This window comes from Pantoea latae (genome assembly GCF_002077695.1).
In the GTDB taxonomy this organism is placed as follows: Bacteria; Pseudomonadota; Gammaproteobacteria; order Enterobacterales; family Enterobacteriaceae; genus Pantoea; species Pantoea latae.
Genome location: NZ_MWUE01000024.1, coordinates 41479 through 68065, shown reverse-complemented (window position 1 = coordinate 68065; position 26587 = coordinate 41479). Strand labels below are relative to the sequence as shown.

At 59.8% G+C, this 26587-nt stretch carries 25 protein-coding genes; 9 read left to right on the top strand and 16 right to left on the bottom strand.

Annotated features, from left to right (window positions below; translation table 11 throughout):
• Window positions 1-97: 97 nt before the first annotated feature.
• From yncE to B2J69_RS16155, 3 genes are all read right to left on the bottom strand, one after another.
• A complete protein-coding gene (gene yncE, locus B2J69_RS16165; protein ID WP_407944751.1) occupies window positions 98-1171 on the bottom strand; it encodes a 7-bladed beta-propeller protein YncE in 1074 nt (357 codons plus the stop codon).
• Between the two features lie 169 nt (window positions 1172-1340).
• On the bottom strand, window positions 1341-1550 hold the full coding sequence (locus tag B2J69_RS16160) for a YdgH/BhsA/McbA family protein (protein WP_081140671.1): 210 nt from the start codon (window positions 1548-1550) through the stop codon (window positions 1341-1343).
• A 215-nt stretch (window positions 1551-1765) separates the two neighbouring features.
• Entirely contained in the window at window positions 1766-2953 is a 1188-nt protein-coding gene (locus tag B2J69_RS16155) for an MFS transporter (RefSeq protein ID WP_081140670.1), read from the bottom strand.
• 104 nt (window positions 2954-3057) lie between these two features.
• Between B2J69_RS16155 and B2J69_RS16150 the strand changes: the two genes are divergently transcribed.
• Window positions 3058-4020, top strand: a complete 963-nt coding sequence (locus tag B2J69_RS16150; protein WP_081140669.1) for an AraC family transcriptional regulator — start codon at window positions 3058-3060, stop codon at window positions 4018-4020.
• Here B2J69_RS16150 and B2J69_RS16145 read toward each other — a convergent pair.
• From B2J69_RS16145 to gltP, 3 genes are all read right to left on the bottom strand, one after another.
• A complete protein-coding gene (locus B2J69_RS16145; RefSeq protein WP_081140668.1) occupies window positions 4017-5561 on the bottom strand; it encodes a methyl-accepting chemotaxis protein in 1545 nt (514 codons plus the stop codon). The two genes, B2J69_RS16150 and B2J69_RS16145, sit on opposite strands and share 4 nt — an antisense overlap.
• 187 nt (window positions 5562-5748) lie before the next feature.
• The gene (gene murQ, locus B2J69_RS16140; protein ID WP_081140667.1) at window positions 5749-6648 is read right to left on the bottom strand and encodes an N-acetylmuramic acid 6-phosphate etherase; all 900 of its coding nucleotides are present in this window, start codon (window positions 6646-6648) and stop codon (window positions 5749-5751) included.
• Between the two features lie 352 nt (window positions 6649-7000).
• A complete protein-coding gene (gene gltP, locus B2J69_RS16135) occupies window positions 7001-8302 on the bottom strand; it encodes a glutamate/aspartate:proton symporter GltP (RefSeq protein ID WP_081140666.1) in 1302 nt (433 codons plus the stop codon).
• A gap of 538 nt (window positions 8303-8840) precedes the next feature.
• Here gltP and acs point away from each other — a divergent pair.
• The 3 genes from acs (at window position 8841) to B2J69_RS16120 (ending at window position 12916) form a co-directional block, all read left to right on the top strand.
• Window positions 8841-10796, top strand: coding sequence for an acetate--CoA ligase (gene acs / locus B2J69_RS16130; protein WP_081140665.1), 1956 nt, complete (start codon window positions 8841-8843; stop codon window positions 10794-10796).
• 144 nt (window positions 10797-10940) lie between these two features.
• A complete protein-coding gene (locus tag B2J69_RS16125; protein WP_081140664.1) occupies window positions 10941-11270 on the top strand; it encodes a DUF485 domain-containing protein in 330 nt (109 codons plus the stop codon).
• Window positions 11267-12916, top strand: a complete 1650-nt coding sequence (locus tag B2J69_RS16120; protein WP_081140663.1) for a cation acetate symporter — start codon at window positions 11267-11269, stop codon at window positions 12914-12916. The genes B2J69_RS16125 and B2J69_RS16120 overlap by 4 nt, the downstream gene beginning before the upstream one ends.
• 61 nt (window positions 12917-12977) lie before the next feature.
• On the opposite strand, the gene B2J69_RS16115 is transcribed toward B2J69_RS16120, so the two are convergent.
• From B2J69_RS16115 to B2J69_RS16105, 3 genes are all read right to left on the bottom strand, one after another.
• The gene (locus B2J69_RS16115; RefSeq protein ID WP_033749177.1) at window positions 12978-13523 is read right to left on the bottom strand and encodes a YfaZ family outer membrane protein; all 546 of its coding nucleotides are present in this window, start codon (window positions 13521-13523) and stop codon (window positions 12978-12980) included.
• A 119-nt stretch (window positions 13524-13642) separates the two neighbouring features.
• Window positions 13643-14338 (bottom strand): LrgB family protein, encoded by a 696-nt coding sequence (locus B2J69_RS16110; protein ID WP_081140703.1) that lies wholly within the window; start codon window positions 14336-14338, stop codon window positions 13643-13645.
• Window positions 14331-14756, bottom strand: coding sequence for a CidA/LrgA family protein (locus tag B2J69_RS16105; protein ID WP_081140662.1), 426 nt, complete (start codon window positions 14754-14756; stop codon window positions 14331-14333). Before B2J69_RS16105 ends, B2J69_RS16110 begins: the two co-directional genes overlap by 8 nt.
• A 103-nt stretch (window positions 14757-14859) precedes the next feature.
• On the opposite strand from B2J69_RS16105, the gene B2J69_RS16100 reads away from it, so the two are divergent.
• Complete coding sequence (locus B2J69_RS16100; RefSeq protein ID WP_081140661.1) at window positions 14860-15762, top strand: LysR family transcriptional regulator; 903 nt, start codon at window positions 14860-14862, stop codon at window positions 15760-15762.
• A 14-nt stretch (window positions 15763-15776) separates the two neighbouring features.
• Here B2J69_RS16100 and B2J69_RS16095 read toward each other — a convergent pair whose 3' ends face one another.
• The 4 genes from B2J69_RS16095 to soxR all read right to left on the bottom strand — a co-directional run bounded on the left by B2J69_RS16095 (window position 15777) and on the right by soxR (window position 20435).
• Window positions 15777-17426, bottom strand: a complete 1650-nt coding sequence (locus tag B2J69_RS16095) for a Na+/H+ antiporter (protein WP_081140660.1) — start codon at window positions 17424-17426, stop codon at window positions 15777-15779.
• A gap of 150 nt (window positions 17427-17576) precedes the next feature.
• Window positions 17577-18926 carry an NCS2 family permease gene (locus B2J69_RS16090; protein WP_081140659.1) on the bottom strand — a complete coding sequence of 450 codons (1350 nt, stop codon included), beginning with the start codon at window positions 18924-18926 and terminating at the stop codon, window positions 17577-17579.
• 312 nt (window positions 18927-19238) lie between these two features.
• The gene (locus tag B2J69_RS16085) at window positions 19239-19904 is read right to left on the bottom strand and encodes a glutathione S-transferase family protein (protein WP_081140658.1); all 666 of its coding nucleotides are present in this window, start codon (window positions 19902-19904) and stop codon (window positions 19239-19241) included.
• Window positions 19905-19949: 45 nt separating this feature from the next.
• Window positions 19950-20435 carry a redox-sensitive transcriptional activator SoxR gene (gene soxR, locus B2J69_RS16080; RefSeq protein WP_081140657.1) on the bottom strand — a complete coding sequence of 162 codons (486 nt, stop codon included), beginning with the start codon at window positions 20433-20435 and terminating at the stop codon, window positions 19950-19952.
• 83 nt (window positions 20436-20518) lie between these two features.
• Here soxR and soxS point away from each other — a divergent pair, with 83 nt between their 5' ends.
• Together soxS and B2J69_RS16070 are read left to right on the top strand one after the other, a co-directional pair.
• Window positions 20519-20944 (top strand): superoxide response transcriptional regulator SoxS, encoded by a 426-nt coding sequence (soxS, locus tag B2J69_RS16075; protein ID WP_081140656.1) that lies wholly within the window; start codon window positions 20519-20521, stop codon window positions 20942-20944.
• A 260-nt stretch (window positions 20945-21204) separates the two neighbouring features.
• Entirely contained in the window at window positions 21205-21486 is a 282-nt protein-coding gene (locus tag B2J69_RS16070; protein WP_081140655.1) for a YjcB family protein, read from the top strand.
• A 54-nt stretch (window positions 21487-21540) separates the two neighbouring features.
• Here B2J69_RS16070 and B2J69_RS16065 read toward each other — a convergent pair whose 3' ends face one another.
• Together B2J69_RS16065 and B2J69_RS16060 are read right to left on the bottom strand one after the other, a co-directional pair.
• On the bottom strand, window positions 21541-22491 hold the full coding sequence (locus B2J69_RS16065) for an ATP-grasp fold amidoligase family protein (RefSeq protein ID WP_081140654.1): 951 nt from the start codon (window positions 22489-22491) through the stop codon (window positions 21541-21543).
• An 8-nt stretch (window positions 22492-22499) separates the two neighbouring features.
• On the bottom strand, window positions 22500-23756 hold the full coding sequence (locus B2J69_RS16060; protein WP_081140653.1) for an MATE family efflux transporter: 1257 nt from the start codon (window positions 23754-23756) through the stop codon (window positions 22500-22502).
• Between the two features lie 525 nt (window positions 23757-24281).
• Here B2J69_RS16060 and B2J69_RS16055 point away from each other — a divergent pair.
• Both B2J69_RS16055 and B2J69_RS24105 read left to right on the top strand, forming a co-directional pair.
• Entirely contained in the window at window positions 24282-24677 is a 396-nt protein-coding gene (locus B2J69_RS16055) for a transposase (RefSeq protein WP_048781395.1), read from the top strand.
• Window positions 24678-25238: 561 nt separating this feature from the next.
• Window positions 25239-25379, top strand: a complete 141-nt coding sequence (locus tag B2J69_RS24105) for a hypothetical protein (protein ID WP_158083440.1) — start codon at window positions 25239-25241, stop codon at window positions 25377-25379.
• Window positions 25380-25600: 221 nt separating this feature from the next.
• On the opposite strand, the gene B2J69_RS16050 is transcribed toward B2J69_RS24105, so the two are convergent.
• Window positions 25601-26560, bottom strand: coding sequence for a DMT family transporter (locus tag B2J69_RS16050; RefSeq protein ID WP_081140652.1), 960 nt, complete (start codon window positions 26558-26560; stop codon window positions 25601-25603).
• Window positions 26561-26587: the final 27 nt, after the last annotated feature.

Here is a 26587-nt window from a genome sequence, read left to right as displayed (position 1 = left end):
CCGGTGGTGTTGATGCCGCCAGCCAGCGGCACGCTTTAAAGGTAGCCGAAGAAATGCAAAGGGCGGCCAGCGGCCGCCCTGCAACAGCAAGGGAAAATCAAAGCGCGATGCGCATCACGCTGTCCGGGTTTTTCGGCGGCGCTTTGCGCGAGCCAGGCTGCTTGACGCTGACGAACAGCGTGTTGCCGTCGGCGGAGAGCGCCAGGCTGTTCGGCAGACCCGGCGTTTTCACCGTGCGTTTCACCTTGTAGCTGGTCGCGTCGATGATGCTCACTTCGCCCGCTTTGCGATGGGTGACATACAGCTCGTTGCGCGCAGCGTTGAACAGCACCGCCAGCGACTCTGGCACGGCGATCGCCTGGATCACCGTCTGATCGCGCAGATCCACCACCAGCACCTGCGGCTGTTTTGAGTCGCTGAGGAAAGCACGCTGGCCTTTGGTGTCCAGCGCGATATTCAGGAAGAAGTGCTCTTTATCGCCCTCGATCTTCTGGCGCCTTTCAATGGCGTTAGTGCGGGTGTTGATGGTGACCAGCTCGCCGTCGCCGTTGGTAACGTAGAGCTTCTGCCGATCGCTGTCCAGCGCCAGCCCGGTGCCCATTTTGCCGGTGTTCGGCACCACGCTCATCAGCTGCAGGCTGTTGCCGTCCACCACCCATACCACGCTCTGCGGCCCCAGGCCGGTGACGTAGACGCGGTTGGTTTTGACATCGACAGCGATTTCACGCGGCTGCAGCGGACGCACGTTTTCGCCGCGCTTGCGATTATCCAGCACCAGGGTGTTGAGCACCTTGCCGCTGGCGGCGTCGATGGCGGTCAGCGCGCTGTTCACGGTGTTGCCGATATAGAGCACATTGGTCTGCGGGTTGATAGCCGCGCCAAAGTTCTTCAGTTCGGTGGGGATGGTTTGCTTTACCGCCAGGGTTTGCGGATCGAGGCGGAACAGCGCGCCGCCCGGCGCGTCGCTGCCCTGGGAGGCAGCAAGGAACAGGGTGTTGTCGCTGGGGCTAAAGGCCAGCTCATAGGCGCCTTTGCTCACCGGCTGGTTACGTTCGTCCGCCTGCGCCAGCATGGCGGTGGCAGAAAAGAGTGAGGCAGCGAGCAGCGTGGTGCGCAGCGCAAAAGACAAGGATTTCATGATCTCTCCATAGCAAAAATTCACCACTGTCAGGCAGTGCAGGAAAGCTCACATTGCAAATCGTATAAAAAGAAAAGGGCCTTAAGGCCGGCAGAGACAGTTTTTTGGCAAATCATAAAGATTTATTGCCGAAAGGGAAGCGCTTTGACGCGCTTATACGCCGCCAGGACGCCCGAAGGCGTCCTGTCAGCATCTGACACGCTTATTTCAGCAGTTCAGCGGTCATGTGCACGCCGTTGTTGTTGTAGGCTTCGGTCACTTTATAGGAAGCGCCTGCTTCTTTCGCCTGCGCTGCGATTTTCGCTTCCGCGCCGTCCAGGGTTGAATCGATAGCGGTCACGCTCTGCGCGAAGCTGGTCAGCGGAAGAACGGAGAGTGCGATAACAGCAGCAAAAGTTTTGATAGTTTTCATGGTCAATTTCCTGATTAGTTTTGAGTTGGATAAGGCGTGCTGCCTTGTTGAGAGAAATAATAGACCGGAAGAGGTGCAGCGAATAGCGGAGATAATTGCCGTTCTTTATCAAATTTACTGATTATCAAAGCGCACAAAGGGTGTAGCGCGGCCGCAAAAGGTTAACTTGCTGGCACAAAGAAAAAGGGCAGCATATTCCGCTGCCCTTGTGGCGATTAGCCGTGATGACGTACGCGTGTGAAGATGGTGATCGCGGCGAGCAGCATCAGCACGCCGCTGGCGAGGAAGACGCCACCGGCGCCGCGCAGGTCGAACATCCAGCCGCCCGCCGCCGCGCCGGCGGTGATCGCCAGCTGAATGGTGGCCACCAGCAAACCGCCGCCCGATTCAGCGTCATCCGGCACCGCGCGCGAGATCCAGGTGGACCAGCCGGTGGGCATCGAACCAAACGCCAGCCCCCACAGCGCCACGCCCGCCGCCACCAGCCAGGAGACATCGGCAAAGCTCACCAGCAGCAGCGCGGTCGCGCTCATCACCAGCGCCATCACGCTTAGCGTCAGCGAGACGCTGCGCGTCACCAGATAGCCCGCCAGCGAAGTGCCGAAAAAGTTCGCCACGCCAAACGCTAGCAGCACCAGCGAGAGCTGGTTAAGGTTGAGCTGCGCGCTGCTCTCCAGGAACGGGCGCAGGTAGGTAAAGAAGGCGAAGTGGCCGGTGAACATCATGATCACCGCCAGCATGCCCCAGCGCATCAGGCCGCTGCGCAGCAGATCGAGCACGCCGCCGCCGCGCGCTTTGTTCTCCGGCGGCATCGCCGGCAGCGTAAAGCACTGCCAGATCAGCGCCAGCACGCCCAGCCCGGCGGTCAGCATAAAGATGTTGCGCCAGCCGATCAGGCCGCCGAGATAGCTGCCAAGCGGCGCGGCGATGATGGTCGCCAGCGAGATGCCGCTGAAGACGATCGACAGCGCGCGCGGCACCTGATCGCTGGGCACCAGCCGCATGGTGATGGCGGTTGAGAGCGTCCAGAAGCCGCCGATTGCCATGCCGAGCAGCACGCGCGCCAGCAGGATCAGCGTCAGGTTGCTCGCCAGCGCCACCAGCAGCGCCGAGGCGACCAGCAGCAGCGTAAAGGCCAGCATCACCACGCGGCGATCCAGCCGCCGCGTCACGCTGCCCACCACCAGACTGGTGAGCAGCGCCACCAGCGCGGTCACGGTGACCGTCTGTCCCGCCTGCCCTTCCGACACCTGCAGCGAGGCCGCGATAGGCGTCAGCAGGCTAACCGGCAGAAACTCGGCGGTGATTAAGCCAAAGACCCCAAACGCCATTGCAAATACCGCGCCCCAGGCTGGACGCGCGGGTACGGAAACCTCATCAGCCACTTCTGTGCTCAGACTCATGCAGCTTCTCCATAGAAAATTTATTAAGGCTGGAGCATAGAGGCAGCGGGCAAGACGATCTATGATGGCAACACCTTCATTATTGATAATTCGTCCTGAATGCCATGAGCCACTATGAAGATCTGACCAGCGAACTGCTGATGGGCATGCGCCTGCACGGCGTGACCTACCAGCGCATTCAGCTCGCCGCGCCGTTCGGCCTGCGCTATGAGCATGCGCCGGGCCGCGCGCAGTTTCACTTTGTCGGACGCGGACCGCTGCTGGTGCGCGGCGCGTCGGGCGCGATTTTCACCCTCAATACCGGCGACGCGCTGCTGATCCCCCACGGCAAGCCACACAGCCTGCTCTCCTCGCCCGACGCCGCCTGCGAAAATATCACCGCCTTCAGCAGCAGGCCGATCTGCGACAGCGTCTGCGCCATCGGCGCGCCCGCCGGCGCCTGTGACGACGAAGAGAGCGTGATCCTGTTCAGCGCCTGCATGAAGTTCGAGCTGGGCGGCATGCAGCCGCTGATCAACACCATGCCGGATATTATGCTGGTGAGCACGCTGCTGTCGCAGTATCCGGAGATCCAGCCAATTCTCGACGCGATGGAGCGCGAGTCGCGCACGCGCCACGCCGGGTTCGCCGGTATTCTGTCGCGGCTGGCGGATGTGGTGGCGGCGTTGATCGTGCGCGGCTGGGTAGAGAACGGCTGCGGTCAGGGCAGCGGACTGGTGCAGGCGATGCGCGATCCGCGCCTGAGCAAGGCGATTGCCGCGATGCACCGCGAACCGGGCGAGAACTGGACGGTAGAGCGGCTGGCGAGCGTGGCGGGCTGCTCGCGTTCGGTGTTCGCTGAGCGCTTCCAGAACGCCACCACCATGACGCCGCTGCGCTATCTGACCGAGCTGCGTATGCGGCTGGCGGTGCAGCGCATTGTCAATAACGGCGAAGCGGTGGAGGCGGTGGCGTTTCAGCTCGGCTACGGCTCGCTGGCGGCCTTTAGCCGCGCCTTTAAGCGCATTGTGGGTCAGCCGCCCGGCGCGCTGCGCGCCGGACGGGAAGAGACGCGCGCTGCCTCTTAGCGGAACACGCTGATCGCTTCCACCAGCCGGTTGGCCTGGTGCGTCATACGACCAGAGGCTTCGGCGCTCTCCTGCACGCGCGCCGCGTTGCGGTGGGTGATGTCGTCGAGATCTTCAACGGCGGTGGAGACCTCGCTTAGCGCGGTCGCCTGTTCAGCGGTGGCCGCGCTGATCTGGGCGATCAGCGACGAGACGTTCTGTACCTGCGCCACGATGTCCTGCATGGTGCGGCCCGCCGCGTCGGCGTGATTGCTGCCGAGCTGCACGCGGCTGGCGCTGGTTTCTACCAGGGTTTTGATTTCGCTGGCGGCTTTGGCGCTGCGCTGCGCCAGGCTGCGCACTTCTCCCGCCACCACGGCGAACCCTTTGCCCTGCTCCCCCGCGCGCGCCGCTTCTACCGCGGCGTTGAGCGCCAGAATATTGGTCTGAAAGGCGATGCCGTCGATCACGCTGGTGATATTGGCGATGCGCTGCGAGCTGTCGGCGATTTCCGCCATCATGCTGACCATCTCCTGCATCACCTCGCCGCCCTTGCTCGCCGCCTGGCTGGTGCGCGCGGAGAGCGTGTTGACCTCGCCCGCCGTTTCGGTGTTGCTTTTCACCGTGGCGGTCATTTCGTTCATGGTGGCGGCGGTCTGCTGCACGTTGGCGGCGGCCTGCTCGGTGCGGCGGCTCAGCTCGTTGTTGCTGCTGGCGATGGCGTCGCTGGCGCTGAGGACGTTGATCGCCTGGCCGCTGACGTCGTCCACCAGCCAGCGGAACATCAGGCCGAGCTGGCCGATGGCGCGCTGCGTCATGCCGACCTCATCGACGCGGTCAATCTGCTCGACTTTGTGGCTGGCGCCGGTCGCCACGCTGAGCGCCTGCTGGCACATACGCTCAATGGGGCGCGAGATCTGCTGTTCCAGCCACAGGCTGGTGAGCAGCAGCAGCATCGCCATGCCGCCGCTGAAGCAGCCGAGCGCGGTGGCCGTCACGCCGAGCAGCGCGGCGCTGAGCGTCGCCAGCGGCAGGAGCGCCATCAGCGGCAGTCGGATGCGCCAGCGCAGCGGCAGGGTTTTTAGCAGCGAGCCGACGCGACGCCAGCCGGTGCCGACAATCAATCCTTTATGGAAGCGACGCCCTTTGGCACGTCCTTCGCGGAAGTCACGATAGAGCGCTTCGGTGGCGCGGATTTCCGCCTCGCCTGGTTTGGTGCGCACCGACATAAAGCCCTGCACCTTGCCGTCGCGCACCACCGGCACCGCGTTGGCGCGCACCCAGTAGTGATCGCCATTTTTCCGTCGGTTTTTCACCAGCGCTGACCAGGGTTCGCCCTTTTTTAGCGTCGCCCACATGTCGGCGAAGGCTTCGGGCGGCATGTCGGGATGGCGCACCATGTTGTGCGGCTGGCCGTTGACCTCGTCTGGCGTAAAGCCGCTGACCTCGATAAAGGCGTCGTTGGCGTAGGTGATGTAGCTGTTGATATCGGTGGTCGACATCAGGGTGGCGCGATCGTCAAAGACGAATTCGCGCTGCGTGACGGGCTGGTTATTGCGCATGGGATTCCTTGAAACGGCTGCCAGGTGTAGGGTGATTATCAGTTATGTTTTTTTATATTTTCGGCAGCGAAAGAGGATGGCTTTAGAGGGGGGAATAAATTTTTTCCGCTAAATAAGAGGACTGGCGAGCATTTGACCCGCCAACCCTGTTAGCGCCATCGGTTAGGGCTTTTTAATAATTGCGCTGTCACGCCTGTAGGGCGCGGCGGATAAAGCCCTGGTGGCGGTTGAGCAGTGCGCGCGCCTCGTCGGCGTCCGTGTCGGTCAGCACCATCAGGATAGCGGTTTTGCAGTGGCCGCCGCAGGCCGCCAGCGCCTGGCTGGCGCGCGCCGCGTCGCACTCGGTGGCCTGCATGACGATGTTGATCTGGCGCTGCACCAGTTTCTGGTTGGTGGCCTCTACGTCGACCATCAGGTTGCCGTAGACTTTGCCGCTGCGGATCATCGCGCCGGTGGTGAGCATGTTGAGCACCAGTTTCTGGGCGGTGCCCGCTTTCATACGCGACGATCCGGTGACCACTTCCGGGCCGACCACCGGCGTGAGCGCGATCTCCGCCGTCTGCGCCATGGCGCTGCCGGGATTGCAGGTGAGCGCCGCCGTGGTGGCGCCGAGCGAGCGGGCGTATTCCAGCGCGCCCAGCACGTAGGGGGTGCGGCCGCTGGCGGCGATGCCCACCAGCACATCTTTGGCGCTGAACTGGATGTCGCGCAGGTCCTGCGCGCCCTGTTCGCGGTTGTCTTCGGCGTTTTCGACCGCCTGCAGTATTGCCGGGTGGCCGCCGGCGATCAGCCCCACCACCTGGCCGCGCGGCGTGCCGAAGGTGGGCGGGCATTCGCTGGCGTCGAGGATACCGAGTCGGCCGGAGGTGCCTGCGCCGCTGTAGATCAGGCGGCCGCCCTGCGCGAAGGCGGCGACGATGGCATCGACCGTCTGCGCGATCTGCGGCACGATCGCCTCTACCGCCAGCGCCACTTTTTTGTCTTCGTTGTTAATGACGCGCAGCATGGCGTCGGTGGAGAGTTCGTCAATGTTCTGGCTGGCCGGGTTGCGGCCTTCGGTGATGAGTTGGCTGAGGTCGATAGTCATCGGGCGTGCTCCGGGCGTCATTTATCCAGGCCCGGTTTTATCATATTTGCGGGATAAAAAAAGGGCTCAGAGGATTTCTGAGCCCTGTTACATGGCATGGTGTTGGCTGGAACGCCGGAGCCTGCGCGGATAAGACGGCCCGATCGCAAAGACGCAAAAAGCGCCATCCCTGGCAGCTCGGCCCGCACTTACGCACCTCATCCCTGAGGTGCGCCCGTTCCGGGCCAACGCGTTGCGTTGTTCAAAAACGCTCCCGGCGTTTTTGTCCATGTCGCAGGACGCTTTGCTCTTCTGCCCCCCTCTCCCGTTTACCGGCTTTAGGTGTCGTCTGTTAGTCAGGTCAAAAGCTAAGTTAGCTGGCCGTTTGGGCGCGCAGCTGCAGCTCGTAGGCTTTTGCCTGCTCGGCGTCGAACTGGTTCTCCCAGCGGGCGATAACCAGCACCGCCAGCGCGTTGCCGATAACGTTAAGCGCGGTGCGCGCCATATCCATGATGCGATCCACGCCGGCGATAAAGGCCAGGCCTTCCAGCGGAATGCCGACGCTGCCCAGCGTCGCCAGCAGCACCACGAACGACACGCCCGGCACGCCGGCGATGCCTTTCGAGGTCACCATCAGCGTCAGCACCAGGATAATCTCGTCGGTCAGCGACAGGTCGATGCCGTACAGCTGTGCGATAAAGATCGCGGCGATGCTCTGGTAGAGCGTCGAGCCGTCCAGGTTGAAGGAGTAGCCGGTCGGCACCACAAAGCTGGTGATCGCCTTCGGCGCGCCGTAGGCCTCCATCTTCTGCATAATGCGCGGCAGCACGGTTTCCGAACTGGAGGTCGAGTAAGAGAGGATCAGCTCATCTTTCAGGATGCGCATCAGGGTGGTGATGCGCAGCTTGCAGAGTCGCGCCACGCCGCCGAGGATGACGAAAGCGAAGAACAGGATGGCGGCATACACCAGCAGCACCAGCTTCGCCAGCGGCCACAGCGAGGTAAAGCCGAAGTTGGCGATGGTGACGGCGATCAGCGCAAAGACGCCCACCGGCGCGTAGCGCATGATCATATGCGTCACTTTAAACATCGTTTCCGACACGCTGCGGAAGACGTTGACCAGCGGATCGCGCTGCTCTGACGGCAGCGCCGACAGGCCCATGCCGAACAGCACCGAGAAGAAGATGATCGGCAGCATGTCGCCCTTCACCAGCGAGGCGAAGATATTCTGCGGGATCAGCGACAGGATGGTGGCAACCAGGCTGTGCGGCCCGTTCTGCACCGCTTCGGTCGTGGCTTCGTACTTAGAGATGTCCACCGTTGCCAGCGTTGACATATCAATGCCGGTGCCGGGTTGAAACACGTTAGCCAGCGTAATGCCGACCACAATGGCAAGGGTGGTGATCACTTCAAAATAGAGAATGGTTTTGACGCCAATCCGTCCCAGTTTTTTCGCATCGCCCACGCCGGCGATGCCGACAATCAGCGATGAAATCACGATAGGCACGACAATCATCTTGATGAGATGAATAAAGATATCGCCCGCCGGGCTGAGAATGTTGGTGATTAACCATTCACGATCGTCTGGCTGATTATGCAGCACTGAACCGACAACAATGCCGAACACCAGCGCAATCAGAATCTGCCAGGCCAGGCTTATTTTAAAACCTTTCATAACGCGTTATTTCCTCAGTCAAAACCCCTATTGCTACGCTGCGAAGGTGCAGTGAAGGATACACACAGGGAAGTGAGCAAAAGCCCGGTAAATTAGAGGGTTATTGAGGACAGCGTCCGGTTCGAAAATGCGAAGATTCTCGATCCTTTTTCAGACGCCGTCTGGTTGAGTCCTGCTGAGCAGGGGCGAGATAAGTACCATTTTCACTGTGGTAAATGCAACCCCTGGCGTGTTCGATTAAAGATTAGCCACTCTTATAGCATAAAATGCTGTTTAGTTATCAAACCCCTAACTTACTGTTCTAAAAAGTAATACTTATTAAAAATTTCGCATAGCTATGCAGAAATGGGCAAAAAGGCGGCGGATGCGTTTGCTCTCTTTTTCGCCAGTTGCGCGGGGCGACGGCAGCGCTTTTGCAACGGTTTACACCGGGGATCGGCTGCCCGTGATCTGAGGCGCAAAAAAGAAACAAAGCGCGGACGCAGGCTTCACTTAACCTTTGATTGACATATCATTAACATCTTCAAGGAGATCCGCCATGAGCCAAATACATAAACATCCGATTCCTGCCAGCCTTGCCGCGAATGCCCTGATTACTGCCGAGCAGTATCAGACGATGTATCAGCAATCCGTCAGCGACCCGGATGCGTTCTGGGGCGAACAGGGGAAAATCCTCGACTGGATTAAGCCCTACAGCAAAGTGAAGAACAGCTCGTTTGCGCCGGGCAATATTTCCATTCGCTGGTATGAGGACGGCACGCTTAATCTGGCGGCCAACTGCCTCGATCGCCATCTGGAAAAGCGCGGTGACCATCCCGCCATTATCTGGGAAGGCGACGACGCCAGTGAAAGCAAAACCCTCACCTTCCGTCAGCTGCATAACCAGGTGTGCCGCTTCGCCAACGTGCTGCTGTCGCTGGGTGTGAAAAAAGGCGACGTGGTGGCGATCTATATGCCGATGGTGCCGGAAGCCGCCGTGGCGATGCTGGCCTGCGCGCGCATTGGTGCCGTGCACTCGGTGATTTTCGGCGGCTTTTCGCCGGAAGCGGTGGCGGGACGCGTGGTCGACTCCAGCGCGAAGCTGGTGATCACCGCCGATGAAGGCGTGCGCGCCGGGCGCACCATTCCGCTGAAGAAAAACGTCGACGACGCGCTGAACAATCCCAGCGTCAACAGCGTGAAGAACGTGGTGGTACTGCGGCGCACCGGCCAGAATATCGTCTGGCAGGATGGCCGCGATCTCTGGTGGTCCGAGTTAATGGACAAAGCCAGCGAGCAGCACGCGCCCGCTGAGATGCAGGCGGAAGATCCGCTGTTTATCCTCTATACCTCCGGCTCCACCGGCAAGCCGAAAGGGGTGCTGCACACCACCGGCGGCTATCTGGTCTATGCGGCGACCACCTTTAAATACGTGTTCGACTATCACCCGGACGATATCTACTGGTGCACCGCCGACGTCGGCTGGGTGACCGGCCACAGCTACCTGCTCTACGGACCGCTGGCGTGCGGCGCCACCACCCTGATGTTCGAAGGCGTGCCGAACTGGCCGAAGCCGAGCCGCATGGCGGAAGTGGTAGATAAGCATAAGGTGACACTGCTCTATACCGCTCCGACGGCGATCCGCGCCCTGATGGCGGAAGGCGATAAGGCGATTGCCGGTACCAGCCGTCACAGCCTGCGCATTATGGGATCGGTGGGCGAACCCATTAATCCGGAAGCCTGGGAGTGGTACTACAACAAGATTGGCGACGGCCGCTGTCCGATTGTCGATACCTGGTGGCAGACCGAAACCGGCGGCTTTATGATCACCCCGCTGCCGGGCGCAACCGAGCTGAAAGCGGGTTCCGCCACCAAACCCTTCTTTGGCGTGCAGCCTGCGCTGGTCGATAACGAAGGCAACCCGCAGCAGGGCGCGGCGGAAGGCAACCTGGTGATCACCGACTCCTGGCCGGGCCAGGCGCGCACGCTGTTCGGCGATCACGAGCGCTTCGAGCAGACCTACTTCTCGACCTTTAAAAACTGCTATTTCAGCGGCGACGGCGCGCGCCGCGACGAAGATGGCGACTACTGGATCACCGGCCGCGTCGACGACGTGCTTAACGTCTCCGGCCACCGTCTCGGCACCGCGGAGATTGAATCGGCGCTGGTGTCCCATCCAAAAATCGCCGAGGCGGCGGTGGTGGGCATTCCGCACAGCATCAAAGGCCAGGCGATCTACGCCTACATCACCCTGAACCAGGGCGAAGAGCCGTCGCCGGAGCTGTATAGCGAAGTGCGTGGCTGGGTGCGCAAAGAGATTGGGCCGATCGCCACGCCCGATATTCTGCACTGGACCGATTCGCTGCCGAAAACCCGCTCCGGCAAGATTATGCGCCGCATCCTGCGCAAAATCGCTGCAGGCGACACCAGCAATCTCGGCGATACCTCGACGCTGGCCGATCCGGGCGTGGTGGACAAGCTGCTGGAGGAGAAGCAGGCGATCCGCATGCCGTAAACCGTCTTACCGGCGGGAAGTCTCTTCTTCCCGCCGCCCTTTCCTTACGCAGTGTGTTTCTGAAGTCACATAACAATATCTAATCAGGCCTTTCTCGCGCAGCGGCGTGAGGCTGCCGCCTGCACAACCTCTGGAGAAACTGTGATGAACGACGCCCTTTCCACTCAGGAGGCGCTCAATCAACGGATTGAACGTCATCCGCGCTTTGAGGAGCTGGTGCATAAACGTCAGCGCTTCGCCCTGCTGCTGTCGCTGATCATGCTGGTGCTCTACGTCGGCTTTATCCTGCTGATCGCCTTCGCGCCCGGCTGGCTTGGCACGCCGCTGCACCCAGGCACCAGCGTGACGCGCGGCATTCCCATCGGTGTGGGACTGATTGTGATTTCTTTTGTGCTGACCGGCGTTTACGTCTGGCGCGCCAACGGCGAGTTCGATCGCCTGACGAAGCAGATCCTCAGCGAGGTAAAACCATGAAGCGTCTCTTTCTCCTGCTGCTGCCGCTGCTGCCCGCCTCCGCGCTGGCGGACGCCCTGACCGGCGCGGTGCAGAAGCAGGCCACCAACTATCAGGCGATCGGCATGTTCGTAGTGTTCGTCGCCGCCACGCTCGGCATTACTTACTGGGCGTCGAAGCGCACCCGCTCGCGTAACGACTACTACACCGCCGGCGGCAATATTACCGGCTTTCAGAACGGGCTGGCGATGGCAGGCGACTTTATGTCCGCCGCCTCTTTCCTCGGCATCTCCGCGCTGGTATACACCTCCGGCTATGACGGCCTGATTTACTCGCTCGGCTTCCTGGTGGGCTGGCCGATGATCCTGTTTCTGATCGCCGAACGCCTGCGCAACCTGGGCCGCTACACCTTCGCCGACGTCGCCTCCTACCGCCTGCAGCAGAAACCGATTCGCACCCTCTCCGCCTGCGGCTCGCTGGTGGTGGTGGCGCTCTATCTGATTGCGCAGATGGTGGGCGCAGGCAAGCTGATCCAGCTGCTGTTCGGCCTCGACTATCATATCGCCGTGGTGCTGGTGGGCATTCTGATGGTGCTCTACGTGCTGTTCGGCGGCATGCTGGCGACCACCTGGGTGCAGATTATTAAAGCGGTGCTGCTGCTGTTCGGCGCCAGCTTTATGGCGATTATGGTGATGAAGGCGACCGGCTTCAGCTTCAGCAACCTGTTTAGCCAGGCAATGGCGGTGCATCCGAAAGGCGCGGCCATTATGCAGCCGGGCGGGCTGGTGAAAGATCCCATCTCTGCGCTCTCTCTCGGGCTGGGGCTGATGTTCGGCACCGCCGGCCTGCCGCATATCCTGATGCGCTTCTTTACCGTGGCGGACGCGCGCGAGGCGCGCAAAAGCGTGTTCTGGGCCACCGGCTTTATGGGCTATTTCTACTTCCTGACCTTTATTATCGGCTTCGGCGCTATTCTGCTGGTCGGCGCCAATCCCGCCTTTAAGGACGCCAGCGGCGCGCTGATTGGCGGCACCAATATGGCGGCGGTGCATCTGGCGAACGCGGTGGGCGGCAGCACCTTCCTCGGCTTTATCTCCGCCGTGGCCTTCGCCACTATTCTGGCGGTGGTGGCCGGGCTAACGCTGGCGGGCGCGTCGGCGGTGTCGCACGACCTCTACGCCAGCGTCATCCGCAAAGGCCAGGCGACCGAGCGCGAAGAGCTGCGCGTGTCGAAGATCACCGTGCTGGTGCTGGGCGTGGTGGCGATCGCGCTGGGCATTTTGTTTGAGAAGCAGAACATTGCCTTTATGGTCGGCCTCGCCTTCTCTATTGCCGCCAGCTGTAACTTCCCGATTATCCTGCTGTCGATGTACTGGTCGAAGCTGACCACGCGCGGCGCGATGATCGGCGGCTGGCTTGGACTGATTACCGCGGTGGTGCTGATGATCCTCGGCCCGACCGTCTGGGTGCAGGTGCTGGGCCACGCGACACCGGTCTATCCTTATGAGTATCCGGCGCTCTTCTCGATGATCGTCGCCTTTGTCGGCACCTGGTTCTTCTCGGTCACCGACCATTCGCCGCAGGGCGCGCAGGAGCGCGGCCGCTTCCGGGCGCAGTTTATCCGCTCCCAGACCGGCGTTGGGATTTCACAGGGCAAGTCGCACTAATCCCAGGGCGCGGCAAAATAAAAAAGGCGGCTGATGAGCCGCCTTTTTTTATCCGATCGAATTAGAAACGCAGCGAGGCGCCGACGTACGGGCCGTCGACCAGCACGTTGTCTTTACGACCGCCTTTGTTGTTCAGCTCGATGTACTGATAGCCGACGCGCAGGTTCAGCAGTGAAATCGGGGTGAAGCTCAGGCCGCCAGCGGCTTCCTGATAGCTGTCGAGATGGTCGGTCAGACCTTCCGGCGCGTAGTAGTATTCGCCGTACAGGCCCCACATGCTGTTGAAGCTGTACTGCGCGCCGCCGCCCAGCGCCACGGCAAAGCCATCTTTACCATCTTCAGGATGGGTGAAAATGGTCTTGGCGGTCGGCGCCAGACGCAGTCCGCCGATATCGACGTTGTAACCCAGGCCCAGGCCGTAGGTGCTGCCGTCGTGATCGCTGCGCAGCCAGTTGCCTTTAAGGAACAGGCCAGGCGAGGTGGTGCCCAGACCGACGTTCAGGTTGGTGTTGTGCTCGCCCACATCCACGCTGCCTTCGATAGCCTGCGCCGCGCCGCTCAGCAGCACCAGACCCAGTGCGCTCCCGGTAACAAGTTGCTTAAACATGATTCCACTCCATGAAAGGACAATAATTTCGGCGCAAAGGTTAACAGCCTGAAATCCTCTGACAACTCTATTTGGTAACCTTTACGTAAACAGACATGTCGATCGCGCGCCTTTTGCCCTTATGCCGTCCACAGCAGATGGCCGATTAGCGGCGCCAGCACCACCGTCACCACGCCGGAAAGCATCATCACCAGGCTGGAAACCACGCCTTCCTGCTCGCCCAGCTGATAAGCGCGCGCGGTGCCCGCGCCGTGCGACGCCGCGCCGAAGCCCGCCCCTTTCGCCACGCCCTGTTTGATGGCGATGCGCAGAAACAGCACGTCACCGATCGCCATGCCGAACACCCCGGTGATCACCACGAACAGCGCCACCAGATCCGGCTGGCCGCCGATGGGCTTCGCGGCGGCGAGCGCAAAGGGCGTGGTGATAGAGCGCACCGCCAGGCTGCGCTGGATCGACTCCGGCAGCATCAGCAGCCGCGCCAGCCACACCGAGCTGCAGACCGCAACCAGCGTGGCGGTCAACACGCCCGCGCTCAGCGACAGCCAGTGGCGGCGAATAATCGCCATGTTTTCATATACCGGCACGGCGAAGGCGAGCGTCGCCGGGCCGAGCAGCCACAGCAGCCAGTGGCTTTCGGCGATATAGTCCTGCCAGGAGACGTGCAGCAGCAGCAGCAGCCCGACCAGCAGCAGCGGCGTCGCCACCAGCGGCATCAGCAGCAGCGTGCGCCAGCGGCGATAGAGCTGCTTGTTGAGAAAGTAGATCAGCAGCGTGACCGCCAGACAGAGCAGGCTGAGGATAAGATCATGCATCGCGCTGCTGCCTGCGCGCTTCGCGCGCCAGCTCATAGCGGTAGAGGCGATCGACCACCAGCGCGGTAGAGGCCAGCACCAGCAGCGTGCTCAGGGCGATCACCACGCAGATGCGCCAGCCGTCGACGCGCAGCAGATCGCCGTAGTTAACCACCGCCACCACTGCCGGAATAAAAAACAGCAGCATTTCCGCCAGCAGCCAGCGCGAGCCCGCTTTCACCCAGCGCAGCGGCAGCACGCGCGTAACGATCAGCGCCAGCATCAGCAGCATGCCGACGATATTGGCGGGCAGCGGCAGATGCAGCCAGCTCACCAGATGGTCGCAGCCGATAAACAGGCCCACATAGAGCAGCAGCTGCAGCGGCAACCCGAGTCGTTGCAGCCTGCCCGCCCGCTGCGGGCTGAGCGCTAACGCCATTTTCTTCTCCTCCGTCACATTTGTCGGCAGTCAGTATAAATCCGCGACAGAAGGTGAAAAAAATGAATTAAAATTATTCAAATCATGCCAGAAAGGAATAGTTATGGACGTCCGCGCGTTACGCTACTTCACAGAGGTGGTGCGCCAGCAGAGCTTTACCCGCGCCGCGCAAAAGCTGTTTGTCACCCAGCCCACCATCAGCAAAATGGTGCGTCAGCTGGAAGAGGAGCTGGGCTGCACCCTGCTGCTGCGCGACGGCCGCAGGCTGCACCTGACCGACAGCGGCCAGGCGGTTTATCAGCGCGGGCTGGCGATATTGCAGGAGTTCCACCAGCTCGAGGCGGAAATTGGCGATATCAATCAGCTGAAGACCGGCGAGCTGCGGCTCGGCATTCCGCCAATGGTCGGCATGCAGATTGCCGGCTCGATCTCGGCGTTTCGCCGCCGCTATCCCGGCGTCACCCTGAACATCTCGGAGTTCGGCGGGCTGACGGTGCAGCAGGCGGTGCTGGCGGGCAGCCTGGATATCGCCCTCACCGCGCTGCCGGTCGATCCCGAGCTGCCGCTCAACACCCTGCCGCTGATGCACCATCCGCTCTGCGTGCTGGTGCCGCGTCAGCCTGGCTGGCTCAACCGCAGCCAGATCGCGCTGCCGGAGCTGGCGGCGCATCCGCTGCTGATTTTCAACGAGGAGTTCTCGCTTAATCGTCAGCTGATGAAGGCGTTTCAGCGTCTGGGCGTCACGCCGCATATCGCGGTGCGCAGCGGACAGTGGGACTTTCTCGCGGCGATGGTGCAGGCGGAGATGGGGCTGGCGATCCTGCCGGAGCCGATCTGTCAGCGGCTCGATAAGCAGTCGCTGCTGTGGCTGCCGCTGGAATCGGAGCTGAAGTGGAGTCTGGGATTGATCTGGCGCGAGGGCAGCTATCTGTCGCGCAGCGCGCAGGCGTGGATCGCCTGCTGCCGCGAACACTGGCCGGATGAGGCGCCGCGCCTGTCGGTGTAGGCGCGGCGTACGGCTTACTCTTCTTTCTCGATCAGCAGCGCTTCCAGCAGGTCGAGATCGCGCAGCAGCCGCTGCATGCTCTCATCGGAAATCTGCTGCGTCGCGCGCAGGTGATAGACCTCGGCGCGCTCGGCGCGCAGCGCGGTAAGGCGGAAGCGGCGCTCGAGGTTCTCGGCGAACAGCGCCTGCTCCAGGTCGCTCTTGCCGTCGGCGCGGCGGCGCAGGTTGCCGATCACGCGCAGGCTGACCTCTTTCAGCAGCTCGGGATCGATGTTCTCTTCGCTGCTGTTCTCCAGCCGCTCTTCCATTTTATGCAGGCTTTCGATCGCCACGCTCGCCATTACCGCGCGGGCGTTTTGCAGCTCGCGGCGATGTCCGGCTTTATCGATGCCGTCGACGCCGCGCAGCAGCAGCGGCAGGATCACCACGCCCACCAGCAGCGAAAACAGGATCACGCCGGTAGCGATAAACACCAGTTCATAGCGCGCCGGGAACGGCTCGCCGCTGCTCAGAAACAGCGGGATCGAGAGCACGCCCGCGAGGGTGATTGCGCCGCGCACCCCGGCGAACGTGGCGATCAGCAGCTCGCGCAGCGAGTAGTTGGCGAACTCCATCGGCTTCTTCTTCAGCACGCGCTTGCTGAGGCGCTGCATGATCCAGAGCCAGCCGAAACGCACCACCATCAGCGCGCCGTAGACCAGGATAATGTCGCTACACAGCATCCACAGCTCGACGTTGGGATCGGCGGTGGCCGTGTCAATCGAGGTGCCGATAATGTCCGGCAGCTGCAGGCCGAGCATCAGGAACACCATGCCGTTGAACACGAACTCCAGCATCTGCCAGACGCTGTTGGCGCGCAGACGCATCGCCAGCGGCGCCTGACGGATAATGCCGGAGCGGGTAATGGTCATGCCCGCCGCGACCGCCGCCAGGATGCCGGAGACGCCGAGATGTTCGGCGATCAAATAGGAGGCGAACGGCAGCAGCAGCAGCAGCACGGTCTGCGTCGCCGGATCGTCGCCGCTCCAGCGGCTCAGCAGACGCAGCGATTTGCCGTAGAGCCAGCAGACCGCGACGCCCGCAATCAGGCCGCCAATCGCCACCTTCAGAAACTCGACGCTGGCGCCGCCCCAGGTGAACACCATGGTGCCCATCGCGACCGCGACGGCGAATTTCAGCGACACCAGGCCAGAGGCGTCGTTCATCAGCGCCTCGCCCTGCACGATCGACATGATTTTTTTCGGGATGCGTCCCTCGCCGACAATGCCGGAGAGCGCCACGGCGTCGGTAGGCGACAGCACGGCCGCCAGCGCGAAGGCGGGGATCAGCGGGATGCCCGGCACCGTCCAGTAGATCAGATAGCCGATGCCGACCACGGTAATCAGCACCAGCACCAGCGCCAGGCCGATGATCTCCCGACCATGATGCAGGAACTCGCTGATCGGCGTTTTCCAGCCGTCGGCAAACAGCAGCGGCGGAATAAACAGCACCAGGAAGAGTTCGGGATCGAAGTCGACATGCAGGCCAAACGTCGGCCAGGCGAGCAGCGCCCCGGCGAGGATCTGCACCAGCGGCAGCGGGATCTGGAACGGCAAGATGCGCGCGGCCACCCCGGAGAGCGACACCACCAGCGTCATAATGAGAATAGTGAAGAAGATTTCCATGCTTTCCTTAGGCGAATCGTAACGTCAGAAAAAATGTTGTAAGCGCTAAAGTGTAAAGCAAAGTGCGCAGAGAATAACAAGGCACGCGTGCGGCGGTGCGAAATTTTCGGAGAAAGTAACGGGCGAGACGCCGCTCGCCCGCTTCTCGCGTCAGATTGCCCAGCCGCCGGCGTAAAAAATCACCAGCGCGACGGCGATGACAACGGTGCCGATGTTAAGCCTGCGCCATTCCCCGGCAAACAGGCGGCCCACCACCAGCGTGGCGAAGCCCAGCATGATGCCGGTCACGATATTGCAGGTCAGCACGATAAACACCGCGGTCAGCAGGCCGGACATCGCGTCGACGAAGTCGCCGAAGTCGATTTTCGCCACGTTGCTGAGCATCAGCAGGCCGACATACATCAGCGCCGGCGCGGTGGCGTAGGCAGGCACCAGATAGGCCAGCGGCGACATAAACAGGGTCGCCAGGAACAGCAGGCCCACCACAATCGCCGTCAGGCCGGTTTTGCCGCCCGCCGCCGTGCCGGCCGCGGATTCGATATAGACCGCCGCCGGCGAGGCGCCGACCAGACCGGCGAACAGGCTGCTGACGGAATCGGTGGTCAGCGCGCGGCCGCCGTTGATGATCTGGCCCTTTTCATCCAGCAGGTTCGCCTGCCCCGCCACCGCACGGATGGTGCCGGTGGCGTCAAACACCGCCGTCATCACCAGCGCCAGCACGCTCGGCAGCACCGCCGGCTGCAGCGCGCCCATGATATCGAGGCTGAACAGCAGCGACTGGCCCTGGCTGTCGCGCAGGCTTGGCAAAGCGAACAGCCCCTGAAACTTCACCGCCGGATCGAAGATCAGCCCAAGCACGGAAATGGCGATGATGGTGAGCAGAATGCCGCCCGGCACCCGGCGCTTCTCCAGCCCAAAGATCGCCGCCAGCCCCAGCAGCGACATCATCACTGGAAACGAGGTGAAGTGTCCCAGCGCCACCGGCATGCCGGGCGCGGGATTCTTCACCACCAGCCCGATGCCGTCCGCGGCGATCAGCAGCAAAAACAGGCCGATGCCCACGCCGGTGCCGTGCGCCACGCCCATCGGCAGGTTGCGCAAAATCCAGGCGCGGATGCCGGTAACAGAGATAAAGGTAAACAGCAGCCCCATCAGGAATACCGCGCCGAGCGCCACCGGCACGCTGATATGCTGGCCGAGCACCAGGCTGAAAGCGGTAAAGGCGGTGAGGGAGATGGCGCAGCCGATGGCCATCGGCAGGTTAGCCCACAGCCCCATAACGATGGAGCCGACGCTGGCGACCAGACAGGTGGCGACAAACACCGCCGTCGGCGAGAAGCCCGCCTTGCCCAGCATGCCGGGCACCACGATCACCGAGTAGACCATCGCCAGGAAGGTGGTCAGTCCCGCCAGAATTTCCTGCCGGACGCTGCTGCCGCGTGCAGAAACAGAGAACCAGGCGTCCAGCTTGCCAGCGGACGAGCGTGATTCGTATGACATAGTTGAGCCTCAAGAATTTTTTGTTGTGTAAAACGCCCTGCGTCGCTGCCTGCAAAATCCCTGGTTATCGACCCGGCGCAATGGCGCGCCAGACGGCAGGCAAACGTTTACTTCGCGGCGGATAGCTGTCCGCTATGCGGCCAGTGAAAAGGCAGGGGGATTATCCGGCGTTTGGCAGCAGATTTTCAACTGCTTCCTTGCCTTAATTCAGGATAAAGAGGAGTACGCGCGGCGGTTCCTGAAGAGTTGTGCGGCGGCCCTGGCTGGCCGCCGCGACGTTACCTGCTGATGCGGCTCGCTTTATTATGCCGATCAGCCGCCTGGCAGCACCTCGCCGCCCTGCTGAATAGCGCGCTGCCAGGCGGCGCGCTGCTGAACGGTGTTGAGCCACGCCGCCGTGGCGGGCATATCCGCCAGCCCGCCGCGCGCCTGCAACGCCAGCAGCGGAAAGCTCATCTGAATATCGGCGATGCTGAAGCGTTTGCCGGCGAACCAGGGCTGCGCGGCCAGATGGCGCTCAATCATCTGACGATGCGGCACCAGCTGCTTATCGAGCCAGGCCTTCTGCATGCCTTTGCCCAGCGCCGCGCCCGCCGGCCGCAGCAGCCAGGGCACCGGCGCCTTGCCGAGCCGACCAAAGACCAGCTTCATCACCAGCAGCGGCATCAGCGACCCTTCGGCGTAGTGCAGCCAGTAGTTCGCCTGCAGGCGCGCCGCGTCGTCGGCAGGCTTCAGCCGGTGTTCGTTGTCATATTTGCCTTCCAGATAGGAGAGGATGGCGCCAGACTCGGCGACGACCTGGTTTTCATCGGTGATCACCGGCGACTTACCCAGCGGGTGCACCTTTTTCAACGCTTCTGGCGCCAGCATCGACGCTTCGCGCTGATAGCGTTTGATCTGATAAGGCACCTCCAGCTCTTCCAGTAGCCACAGCACGCGGTGCGAGCGCGACTGCTCAAGATGGTGAACAGTAATCATGTCGACTCCCTGTGATGAACCTCAGGCAAGTATAGCGCGCGCGCTTTAGCGCGCCGCGTCGCCCTTCTCATCTTGTTCGGGGTCGAGCAGCACCGCGCCGGAGCCCTGCTGCGCCAGCCGGTCGCCGGGATTGCGCAGCGGACAGTCGCGCATCGATAAACAGCCGCAGCCAATACAGCCGTCAAGATCGTTGCGCAGGCGCGTCAGGGTTTCGATGCGCTTATCCAGCTCCTCGCGCCAGTGCTGCGTCAGGGCGTCCCACTCCTGGCTCGACATTCGCTTGTTGGCGGGAATATGCATCAGGCTGTCGCTGACCGTGGCGAGCGGTATGCCGATGCGCTGGGCGATTTTGATAATGGCGACGCGCCGCAGCACGTCGCGGCTATAGCGCCGCTGGTTGCCGCCGTTGCGCGTGCTGGAGATCAGCCCTTTGCTTTCGTAGAAATGCAGCGCGGAGACCGCCACGCCGCTGCGGCGCGCGACTTCGCCCGGCGTCAAAACCGGTTTTGGGTAGTTGCGATCTTTTTTCATCTGGCTCTTTACCTCAAGTTAACTTGAGGAATTATACTCGCCTGCGTTAAATAACGAATCCCTCAGGACTAAAGGACGAGATTATGATGCAAGAAGAGATCATTCACTCCCTGACAGACTGGATCGATCACAATCTGGATAAGGCCCTTTCCATCGATGAAGTGGCGGCGAAGTCAGGTTATTCAAAATGGCACCTGCAGCGTATGTTCCGTACCGTGACGAAACAGACGCTGGGTGGCTATATTCGCGAACGTCGCCTGACGCTGGCGGCGGAAGCGCTGCGCCAGACGCAGCGTCCGGTGTTTGATATCGCGATGCAGTATGGCTATGACTCGCAGCAGACCTTCTCTCGCGTGTTCCGCCGTCAGTTTTCCCAGACCCCGACCGCCTATCGCCATTTTATGCGCCGTCAGGCGATCCAGCGTCCGCGGCTGGTCAGCTTCGACTGTAGCGAACCTGCGGCCAGTTTTACCCAGCGCACCACCGGCGAATGCTGCCCGGTACGCTAAGTTTCCGGCGCCCTCAACGGGCGCACCTCTCTTTTCCCGCCTGACCCGCTGATTTTGCTGCGCTTTTATCGATAAAAATTTTTCTACCATACCAGGTACAAATTTTGTTCATAAATTCAAATCCAGTGATATAATGTGACCCAGCTCACACATTCCACCCTTTTTTGTCGATGGACAGCCTTTCCCTGACCAGGCTTTCTGTCGCCGGTGATGTCCAGTAACTGTCAGGGATAATCACTCAGATTCAGAGGCTTAAGTCGATGGCGACCATAACCACCAGCTTGATTGTCATGCGTTGGGAGCTGCTCAGCGCAATCATGATGTTTTTTGCCAGCACCCTTAAAATTAAATTCCGCCAGAGCAGCCATCACGTGATGGCGTTTATGTGCGGCGGCATCGGTCTGGGGATGACCTGCTGGTTTGTCACGGGGCTGCTGGGCATCACGCTGAGTATGGAAAACCTGCATCAGTTTATGCTGATCACCAAAGATACCTTTATCCAGGTGATGAGCCAGACGCCGCCCGACTGGCCGATGCCTTAATCTTTAGCCAATAAAAAACCCCGCATAGCGGGGTTTTTTATTTTGCTGTGTGACTCAAACTTTCTTCAACAGCGCAGGAATATTAACGTCCTGCACCGAAACGCCCGGTCTCTGCGTGCCGCGGCGATCCTGAATCCACATATCTCCCATCATCTGGTTAAGCCCGCGATCCAGCCCGGTCACCAGACCTGCGCCCGGCGTAAAGGTCAGCTCGCCAAAATAGATACGGCCTTCATGGATATACCAGTCAACGCGCACGTAGTCGAAATCGCTGGCCAGCTTCTTGCTCAGATCGAGCGCGTGCTGCAGCGACTCGGCAATCTTCGTCACATCCAGCCCGGTATCACGGATCTTGTGGAAGGCTTCGGCCAGGTTGTTGACGTAGAAGTTCATCGACAGCTGCGGCTGACAGCGGTTGTAGATCACCTGCAGCACATATTCAAAGCGGCCGTCGCGCTTGTTGAACATATGGAACTTGTAGTCGATCGGGGCGGTTTTGCCGTCGCCGATATACTGCTCGACCAGAATGCGCGGCTTGATATAGCGGTAGTGGATCTCACGCGCCTCGTTGGCGAAGTCGGTCTTCAGCCACTTATAGCAGCTGTTGATAATCTGCTGCTTACGCAGCGCGTCCGGCTCTTCCAGCAGGATCTCCACCATATTGGAGGCGTGATTCGGCTTGATCACCGTGCCCTTCCAGCAGGGCAGGCTATTCAGCGTCGCCGGATCGGTGGACTCATGCACCAGCGGGATCAGGTACTCGTTGCCGATTTTCTCCGCGATATAGTCGCGCACCGAATATTTGTCAGAGAGGCGGCCATAGATTTGATAGTCGCCGTAGACAAATTTGCGGTACAGCACCTTCTCGTTGAACACCTTGGGCTGGCGCAGATTGGGCAATTTTCTGAACTTGTGGAAGTAGTAAATGCGGTCCTGGTACGCCCAGGGCATCTTCTTAATGAAGTACTGCACACTTCTTCTGAGTTCATCTTTCAACTTAAACATATCTGACCTCATTTGTAGGTTTTGTAGTTGAGTGAGGAAACCTGAATTCTTTGAATGACGCCGTTTTTGAAGAAGTAATTCATTACGGTGAGGGACAAGAGTTCCGACACAAAGACGCTCCATGCGGCGCCCATAATGCCGTAGCCCTGGATCAGCCACCACGAAAGCGGCAGGCTGATGACCATCAGGCAGACGATTTTCTTCAACAGATAGTTGAAACCGCCCTCTTTCACCATGTAGCGATAGGCTACGGTCCCCATGGCGGAGAAACAGGTGGCCATCGACAGCAACGTAATGAGACTTCCTGACTGTGTGTATTCTGACCCGTACAAAGCGATAATAATTTTCTCGCCGAACAGCGCGATGACCAGCAGCATCATCAGTGAAACTCCCATGACATAGCCATTGAGCCGCGCTGCCAGCTTAATGGCCACTTCGCCGCGTTCCCTGAAGATCTCAGTGAAGCAAGAAGTGATGAGCGCCACGGGGATAAAAATCCACGAAGCCGCAATGGTGTTGGCCGCCGCAAACAGCCCCAGATCGCTGGCCGAGGCGATACCGGCTAAAAACATCTGCGCGGCTTTAACCTGCACCGAAATAAAAATGCTGGAGATGGCCAGCGGCAGGCCGGCGTACATCAGGTAGCGCAGATAGGCGCTGCGTTTCTCCTGCGGCGGAGCTATATCCTGGGTTTCGCGGTAAAAGTTGTATCGCTTGATGACGTAGGGCACCAGGGTCACCGCCACGATCGACAGCGTCAGCCAGGCCGGATTGAGGCGCAGCCAGGCGATGGTAAAGCTGATAGCGAAGCTCAGCAGCATGCCGAGCGAATTCGCCACGGTATTGAGCCGGGAGGCAAGACGCGCATTGTTGTAAACGCTGAAGGTATCCTGCGTCACGAACACCGAGGCGACGAACGACGCCAGCGTGAACGCCAGAAAATTCTCCGGCATGGTGAACCATACCCAGGCCAGCACCGGCGCCGCGGTAAGCAGCAGCAGGATCATGCGCAGGGTGCGCGCCACGCTCATCAGACGCAGCCCTTTCGGCGCGCTTTTGCTGATCCGCTTAAACAAGATGGTTTCGGTCCCGAAGATGGCAACGGTCTGGACCATAGAAAATAAAGAGGTAGAAAACGCCATCTGGCCAAAAACGGTTGGCCCGAAAGATTTCGCCACGTAGGAGGTCACAAATATGACGCCAAAAACCGAGACGATCTTCTCAGACATCATCCAGGCGGCATTAGACATTACGCTTAATTTCATTGACTCATCCTTTGCATTACTTACTTCAACCGCTTCGGTACAACATCCCTGTAACGAATTAACAAGCGCTCAGTGGGCCTGGCGTTATTTAAAGATTTCAAACCAGGCTGGTCCGAAAAATGAGAATCAGAACACGATTCGGTGAATATTTTCAGGATAATTCTGATTAAATTTGGCTCAGAAAGGCGAATTTGGAATCGATTTCACCCGGAAATCACCACTCTTTCGCAAGCCATTTCCCTGCGAATTTAGCAAGCACGTTATGCTAAATATCAAATGTACGTAGAAATTTTTCGTATTTGGGATGGGAAGAATCTATAACAAAAAACCCGAGCCAGGAAGGTGCGCCCATCCGATAAGAATAAAATAAGATTTATCCCATGATGATATTTATTCCAAATATCTTAATTTAACCCACGCAATTCTAATCGCGCACTTTAATACTGCATTAATACTTTATTTACAGTGCCAGATATTAATACAGTACATCTCATCCATTAATCGATAAGAAAGGTAAGAGCATTTATGAGAAAGTCACGATATAGCGAAGAGCAAATCACAAATGCCATTAAAGCTTCTGAATCAGGGGTTAAAGTCAGGGAGATTTGTGACGAGCTAGGGATCTCTGAGGCAACCTTCTACAGCTGGAAGAAGAAATTCTCCGGCCTCTCTTCTGAGGAAGGAAGGAAAATCAAGGAGTTGGAAGACAAACTACAAACACTCACCCGTGAGCTGCAAACGCTCAACTCAGACAAGGAGATGCTGCAAAGCGTACTGAAGAACTTTTTCACCACTAATGAGAAGCGTCAGGCGGTCAACTTTCTGCAGAGCACGTTCGACATCGGCACGCGCCGCAGCTGCCGCCTGCTCGATATTAGCCGTAGCGTTTATCACTACCCGTCAGGCTCAGAAAACAGATAAAACCAATAATACAGCCGTAAACTGACTTAGCGCTGAGATTGTTCTTACCAGAAGAGATGATGACACTTTAAGATACCATTCGTGGCGTAACATTTCGTTCCATGCATAGCTGATGCGTTTGCAGGCAGAACGACTTTCGTTTTTTGCGGTAATATTGATAAGCACCAGCAAAAGTCTCGCAATTCTCGCTATTTCTCCTCTCGCCCAATCTCATTTCGATGAGATTGGTGCTTCTCATTTTACTTCACGTGCGTTAATGCACGGCGCTAAAGGCGCGGCTTTCCATTAAGCAGAGCTGAACAGCCGTGGTAAGAGAGGCGTCTTTTTACCCAGAATTGGATGGCACTAACTTTGCATCCAGCAAAGAATATCCAGACAACCAGCAATAAGCGAACCGGCAGAAAAAATGCCAGGATTTTTCCTGGAAGAAAGGTTTATCAACGCTTATCGCTTCTGATATTGGTGAGCGCACTTATATAAGATTAATCAGCATAAAGAACGCGCCCGCTAAAGTTTCATCAATTTCGTCATTGGGAATTATTCTTATTCATTGGGCGGTTTATGGAAAAAACGCTGGTTTATCAGACGGCGTTCTCAGGGCCAAACGTCAATAAAAACGCAGCGGTAGCTAATAAATATGCAGCAATCTGGCGAATTGATCGCCAGTTAAAGGGAAAAAAGCGGGTGAGAAAGGGGAATTAAAGGGCTCTGACGCGCCTGTTGCCGTCAGTCACAGGGGAGAAACGCCGCGCTGCGGCGTAAAAAAATGAGATCGCGATCGCTATTTACGCTTTTATCTCCTGCCGCTTTAGCTGTAATAGCGCAAAAGAGCGGCAAAATCTGCCGCTCCGCTCTGCGTATTATTCTTAAAACGGTGTGAAATCAGGGGGTCAGCAATAATGAATGCGGCGCTGCCGGGGGAATTACCCCTCAACAGAGACGATCTGCGGCTCGGGTTTAATGCGCATCGCCCAGCAGACGCCGACGATCAGCGCGAGAATGCCCGCCAGCGTCAGCAGCGGCGGCCAGCTCTGCCGCCAGAGAAAGGTCCACAGCAGGCCGGACAAGGTTTCAAACACAATCAGCGGCCCCATAAACACCGTGGGCAGGCGCTGGCTGGCGGCGTTCCAGCAGAGCGTGCCGAGCCAGGAACAGAGCAGGCCAATCACCAGCATCAGCGGCAGAAACCGCTGTGGATGCGGGCCGAACGGCAGCGCGAAGCTCGGATGCTGCCAGGCCAGCTGGGCGCTCACCAGCAGATACATGATTAACGCCAGCGGCAGCGTCACGATCCCCTGCGCCGTCGCCCAGGTGCCCGGCTTATGCTGCGGGTGGCTGCGCAGCCAGCGCGCGTTGCGTAGCGGATACCAGGTCCAGCAGGCTACCGCCAGCACCGCCAGCACAATGCCGCTCAGATAGCGCGTGAGGTCCCATTCGCCGCCCTGCCCGCGCAGTTCGGCAATGTTGACGCAGATCAGTCCGACGCCGATCGCCAGCAGCGCAGGCGCCAGCCGACGCCAGGCGAGTCGCCCCTCAAGGTGGCCGTAAAGGTGGTTGGCGGTAATCGCCATCACCACCGGCAGCGTGCCGATAATCATGGTAGAGACCGGCGCGCCGGTGCGCTGAATGGCGTTGGCGAGAAAGGTGTAATAAAGAAGGTTGCCCACCAGCGAAAGCTTCAGCGCTTCGCGCCAGTCGGTCGGCAGCAGCCGACGCAGGCGACGACGATCGTACCAGGCGAGCGGCAGCGCGATTAAACCAAAGGCGACATAGCGTCCGGCGGACTGCAGCGCGCCGGGATAGTCCGGCACCAGCAGCGGCCCGACGAAGATCAGTCCCCACATCAGCCCTGCGGCAAGGGCAAACAACACGCCAGCTAACATCGTCTCTTCCTTTATTAGAGTGAAGAA

Bases quoted from the DNA above. Each gene is read 5' to 3' on its own strand.
- B2J69_RS16065 (WP_081140654.1), bottom strand. From the start codon at position 22,491: ATGTTTAAGTTGAAAGATGAACTCAGAAGAAGTGTGCAGTACTTCATT.
- acs (WP_081140665.1), top strand. From the start codon at position 8,841: ATGAGCCAAATACATAAACATCCGATTCCTGCCAGCCTTGCCGCGAAT.
- B2J69_RS16070 (WP_081140655.1), top strand. From the start codon at position 21,205: ATGGCGACCATAACCACCAGCTTGATTGTCATGCGTTGGGAGCTGCTC.
- B2J69_RS16150 (WP_081140669.1), top strand. From the start codon at position 3,058: ATGAGCCACTATGAAGATCTGACCAGCGAACTGCTGATGGGCATGCGC.
- B2J69_RS16090 (WP_081140659.1), bottom strand. From the start codon at position 18,926: ATGTCATACGAATCACGCTCGTCCGCTGGCAAGCTGGACGCCTGGTTC.
- soxS (WP_081140656.1), top strand. From the start codon at position 20,519: ATGATGCAAGAAGAGATCATTCACTCCCTGACAGACTGGATCGATCAC.
- B2J69_RS16115 (WP_033749177.1), bottom strand. From the start codon at position 13,523: ATGTTTAAGCAACTTGTTACCGGGAGCGCACTGGGTCTGGTGCTGCTG.
- B2J69_RS16145 (WP_081140668.1), bottom strand. From the start codon at position 5,561: ATGCGCAATAACCAGCCCGTCACGCAGCGCGAATTCGTCTTTGACGAT.
- gltP (WP_081140666.1), bottom strand. From the start codon at position 8,302: ATGAAAGGTTTTAAAATAAGCCTGGCCTGGCAGATTCTGATTGCGCTG.
- B2J69_RS16100 (WP_081140661.1), top strand. From the start codon at position 14,860: ATGGACGTCCGCGCGTTACGCTACTTCACAGAGGTGGTGCGCCAGCAG.
- B2J69_RS16110 (WP_081140703.1), bottom strand. From the start codon at position 14,338: ATGCATGATCTTATCCTCAGCCTGCTCTGTCTGGCGGTCACGCTGCTG.
- B2J69_RS16125 (WP_081140664.1), top strand. From the start codon at position 10,941: ATGAACGACGCCCTTTCCACTCAGGAGGCGCTCAATCAACGGATTGAA.
- B2J69_RS16120 (WP_081140663.1), top strand. From the start codon at position 11,267: ATGAAGCGTCTCTTTCTCCTGCTGCTGCCGCTGCTGCCCGCCTCCGCG.
- murQ (WP_081140667.1), bottom strand. From the start codon at position 6,648: ATGACTATCGACCTCAGCCAACTCATCACCGAAGGCCGCAACCCGGCC.
- B2J69_RS24105 (WP_158083440.1), top strand. From the start codon at position 25,239: ATGGAAAAAACGCTGGTTTATCAGACGGCGTTCTCAGGGCCAAACGTC.
- B2J69_RS16105 (WP_081140662.1), bottom strand. From the start codon at position 14,756: ATGGCGTTAGCGCTCAGCCCGCAGCGGGCGGGCAGGCTGCAACGACTC.
- B2J69_RS16085 (WP_081140658.1), bottom strand. From the start codon at position 19,904: ATGATTACTGTTCACCATCTTGAGCAGTCGCGCTCGCACCGCGTGCTG.
- B2J69_RS16050 (WP_081140652.1), bottom strand. From the start codon at position 26,560: ATGTTAGCTGGCGTGTTGTTTGCCCTTGCCGCAGGGCTGATGTGGGGA.
- B2J69_RS16060 (WP_081140653.1), bottom strand. From the start codon at position 23,756: ATGAAATTAAGCGTAATGTCTAATGCCGCCTGGATGATGTCTGAGAAG.
- B2J69_RS16155 (WP_081140670.1), bottom strand. From the start codon at position 2,953: ATGAGTCTGAGCACAGAAGTGGCTGATGAGGTTTCCGTACCCGCGCGT.
- B2J69_RS16160 (WP_081140671.1), bottom strand. From the start codon at position 1,550: ATGAAAACTATCAAAACTTTTGCTGCTGTTATCGCACTCTCCGTTCTT.
- soxR (WP_081140657.1), bottom strand. From the start codon at position 20,435: ATGAAAAAAGATCGCAACTACCCAAAACCGGTTTTGACGCCGGGCGAA.
- B2J69_RS16055 (WP_048781395.1), top strand. From the start codon at position 24,282: ATGAGAAAGTCACGATATAGCGAAGAGCAAATCACAAATGCCATTAAA.
- B2J69_RS16095 (WP_081140660.1), bottom strand. From the start codon at position 17,426: ATGGAAATCTTCTTCACTATTCTCATTATGACGCTGGTGGTGTCGCTC.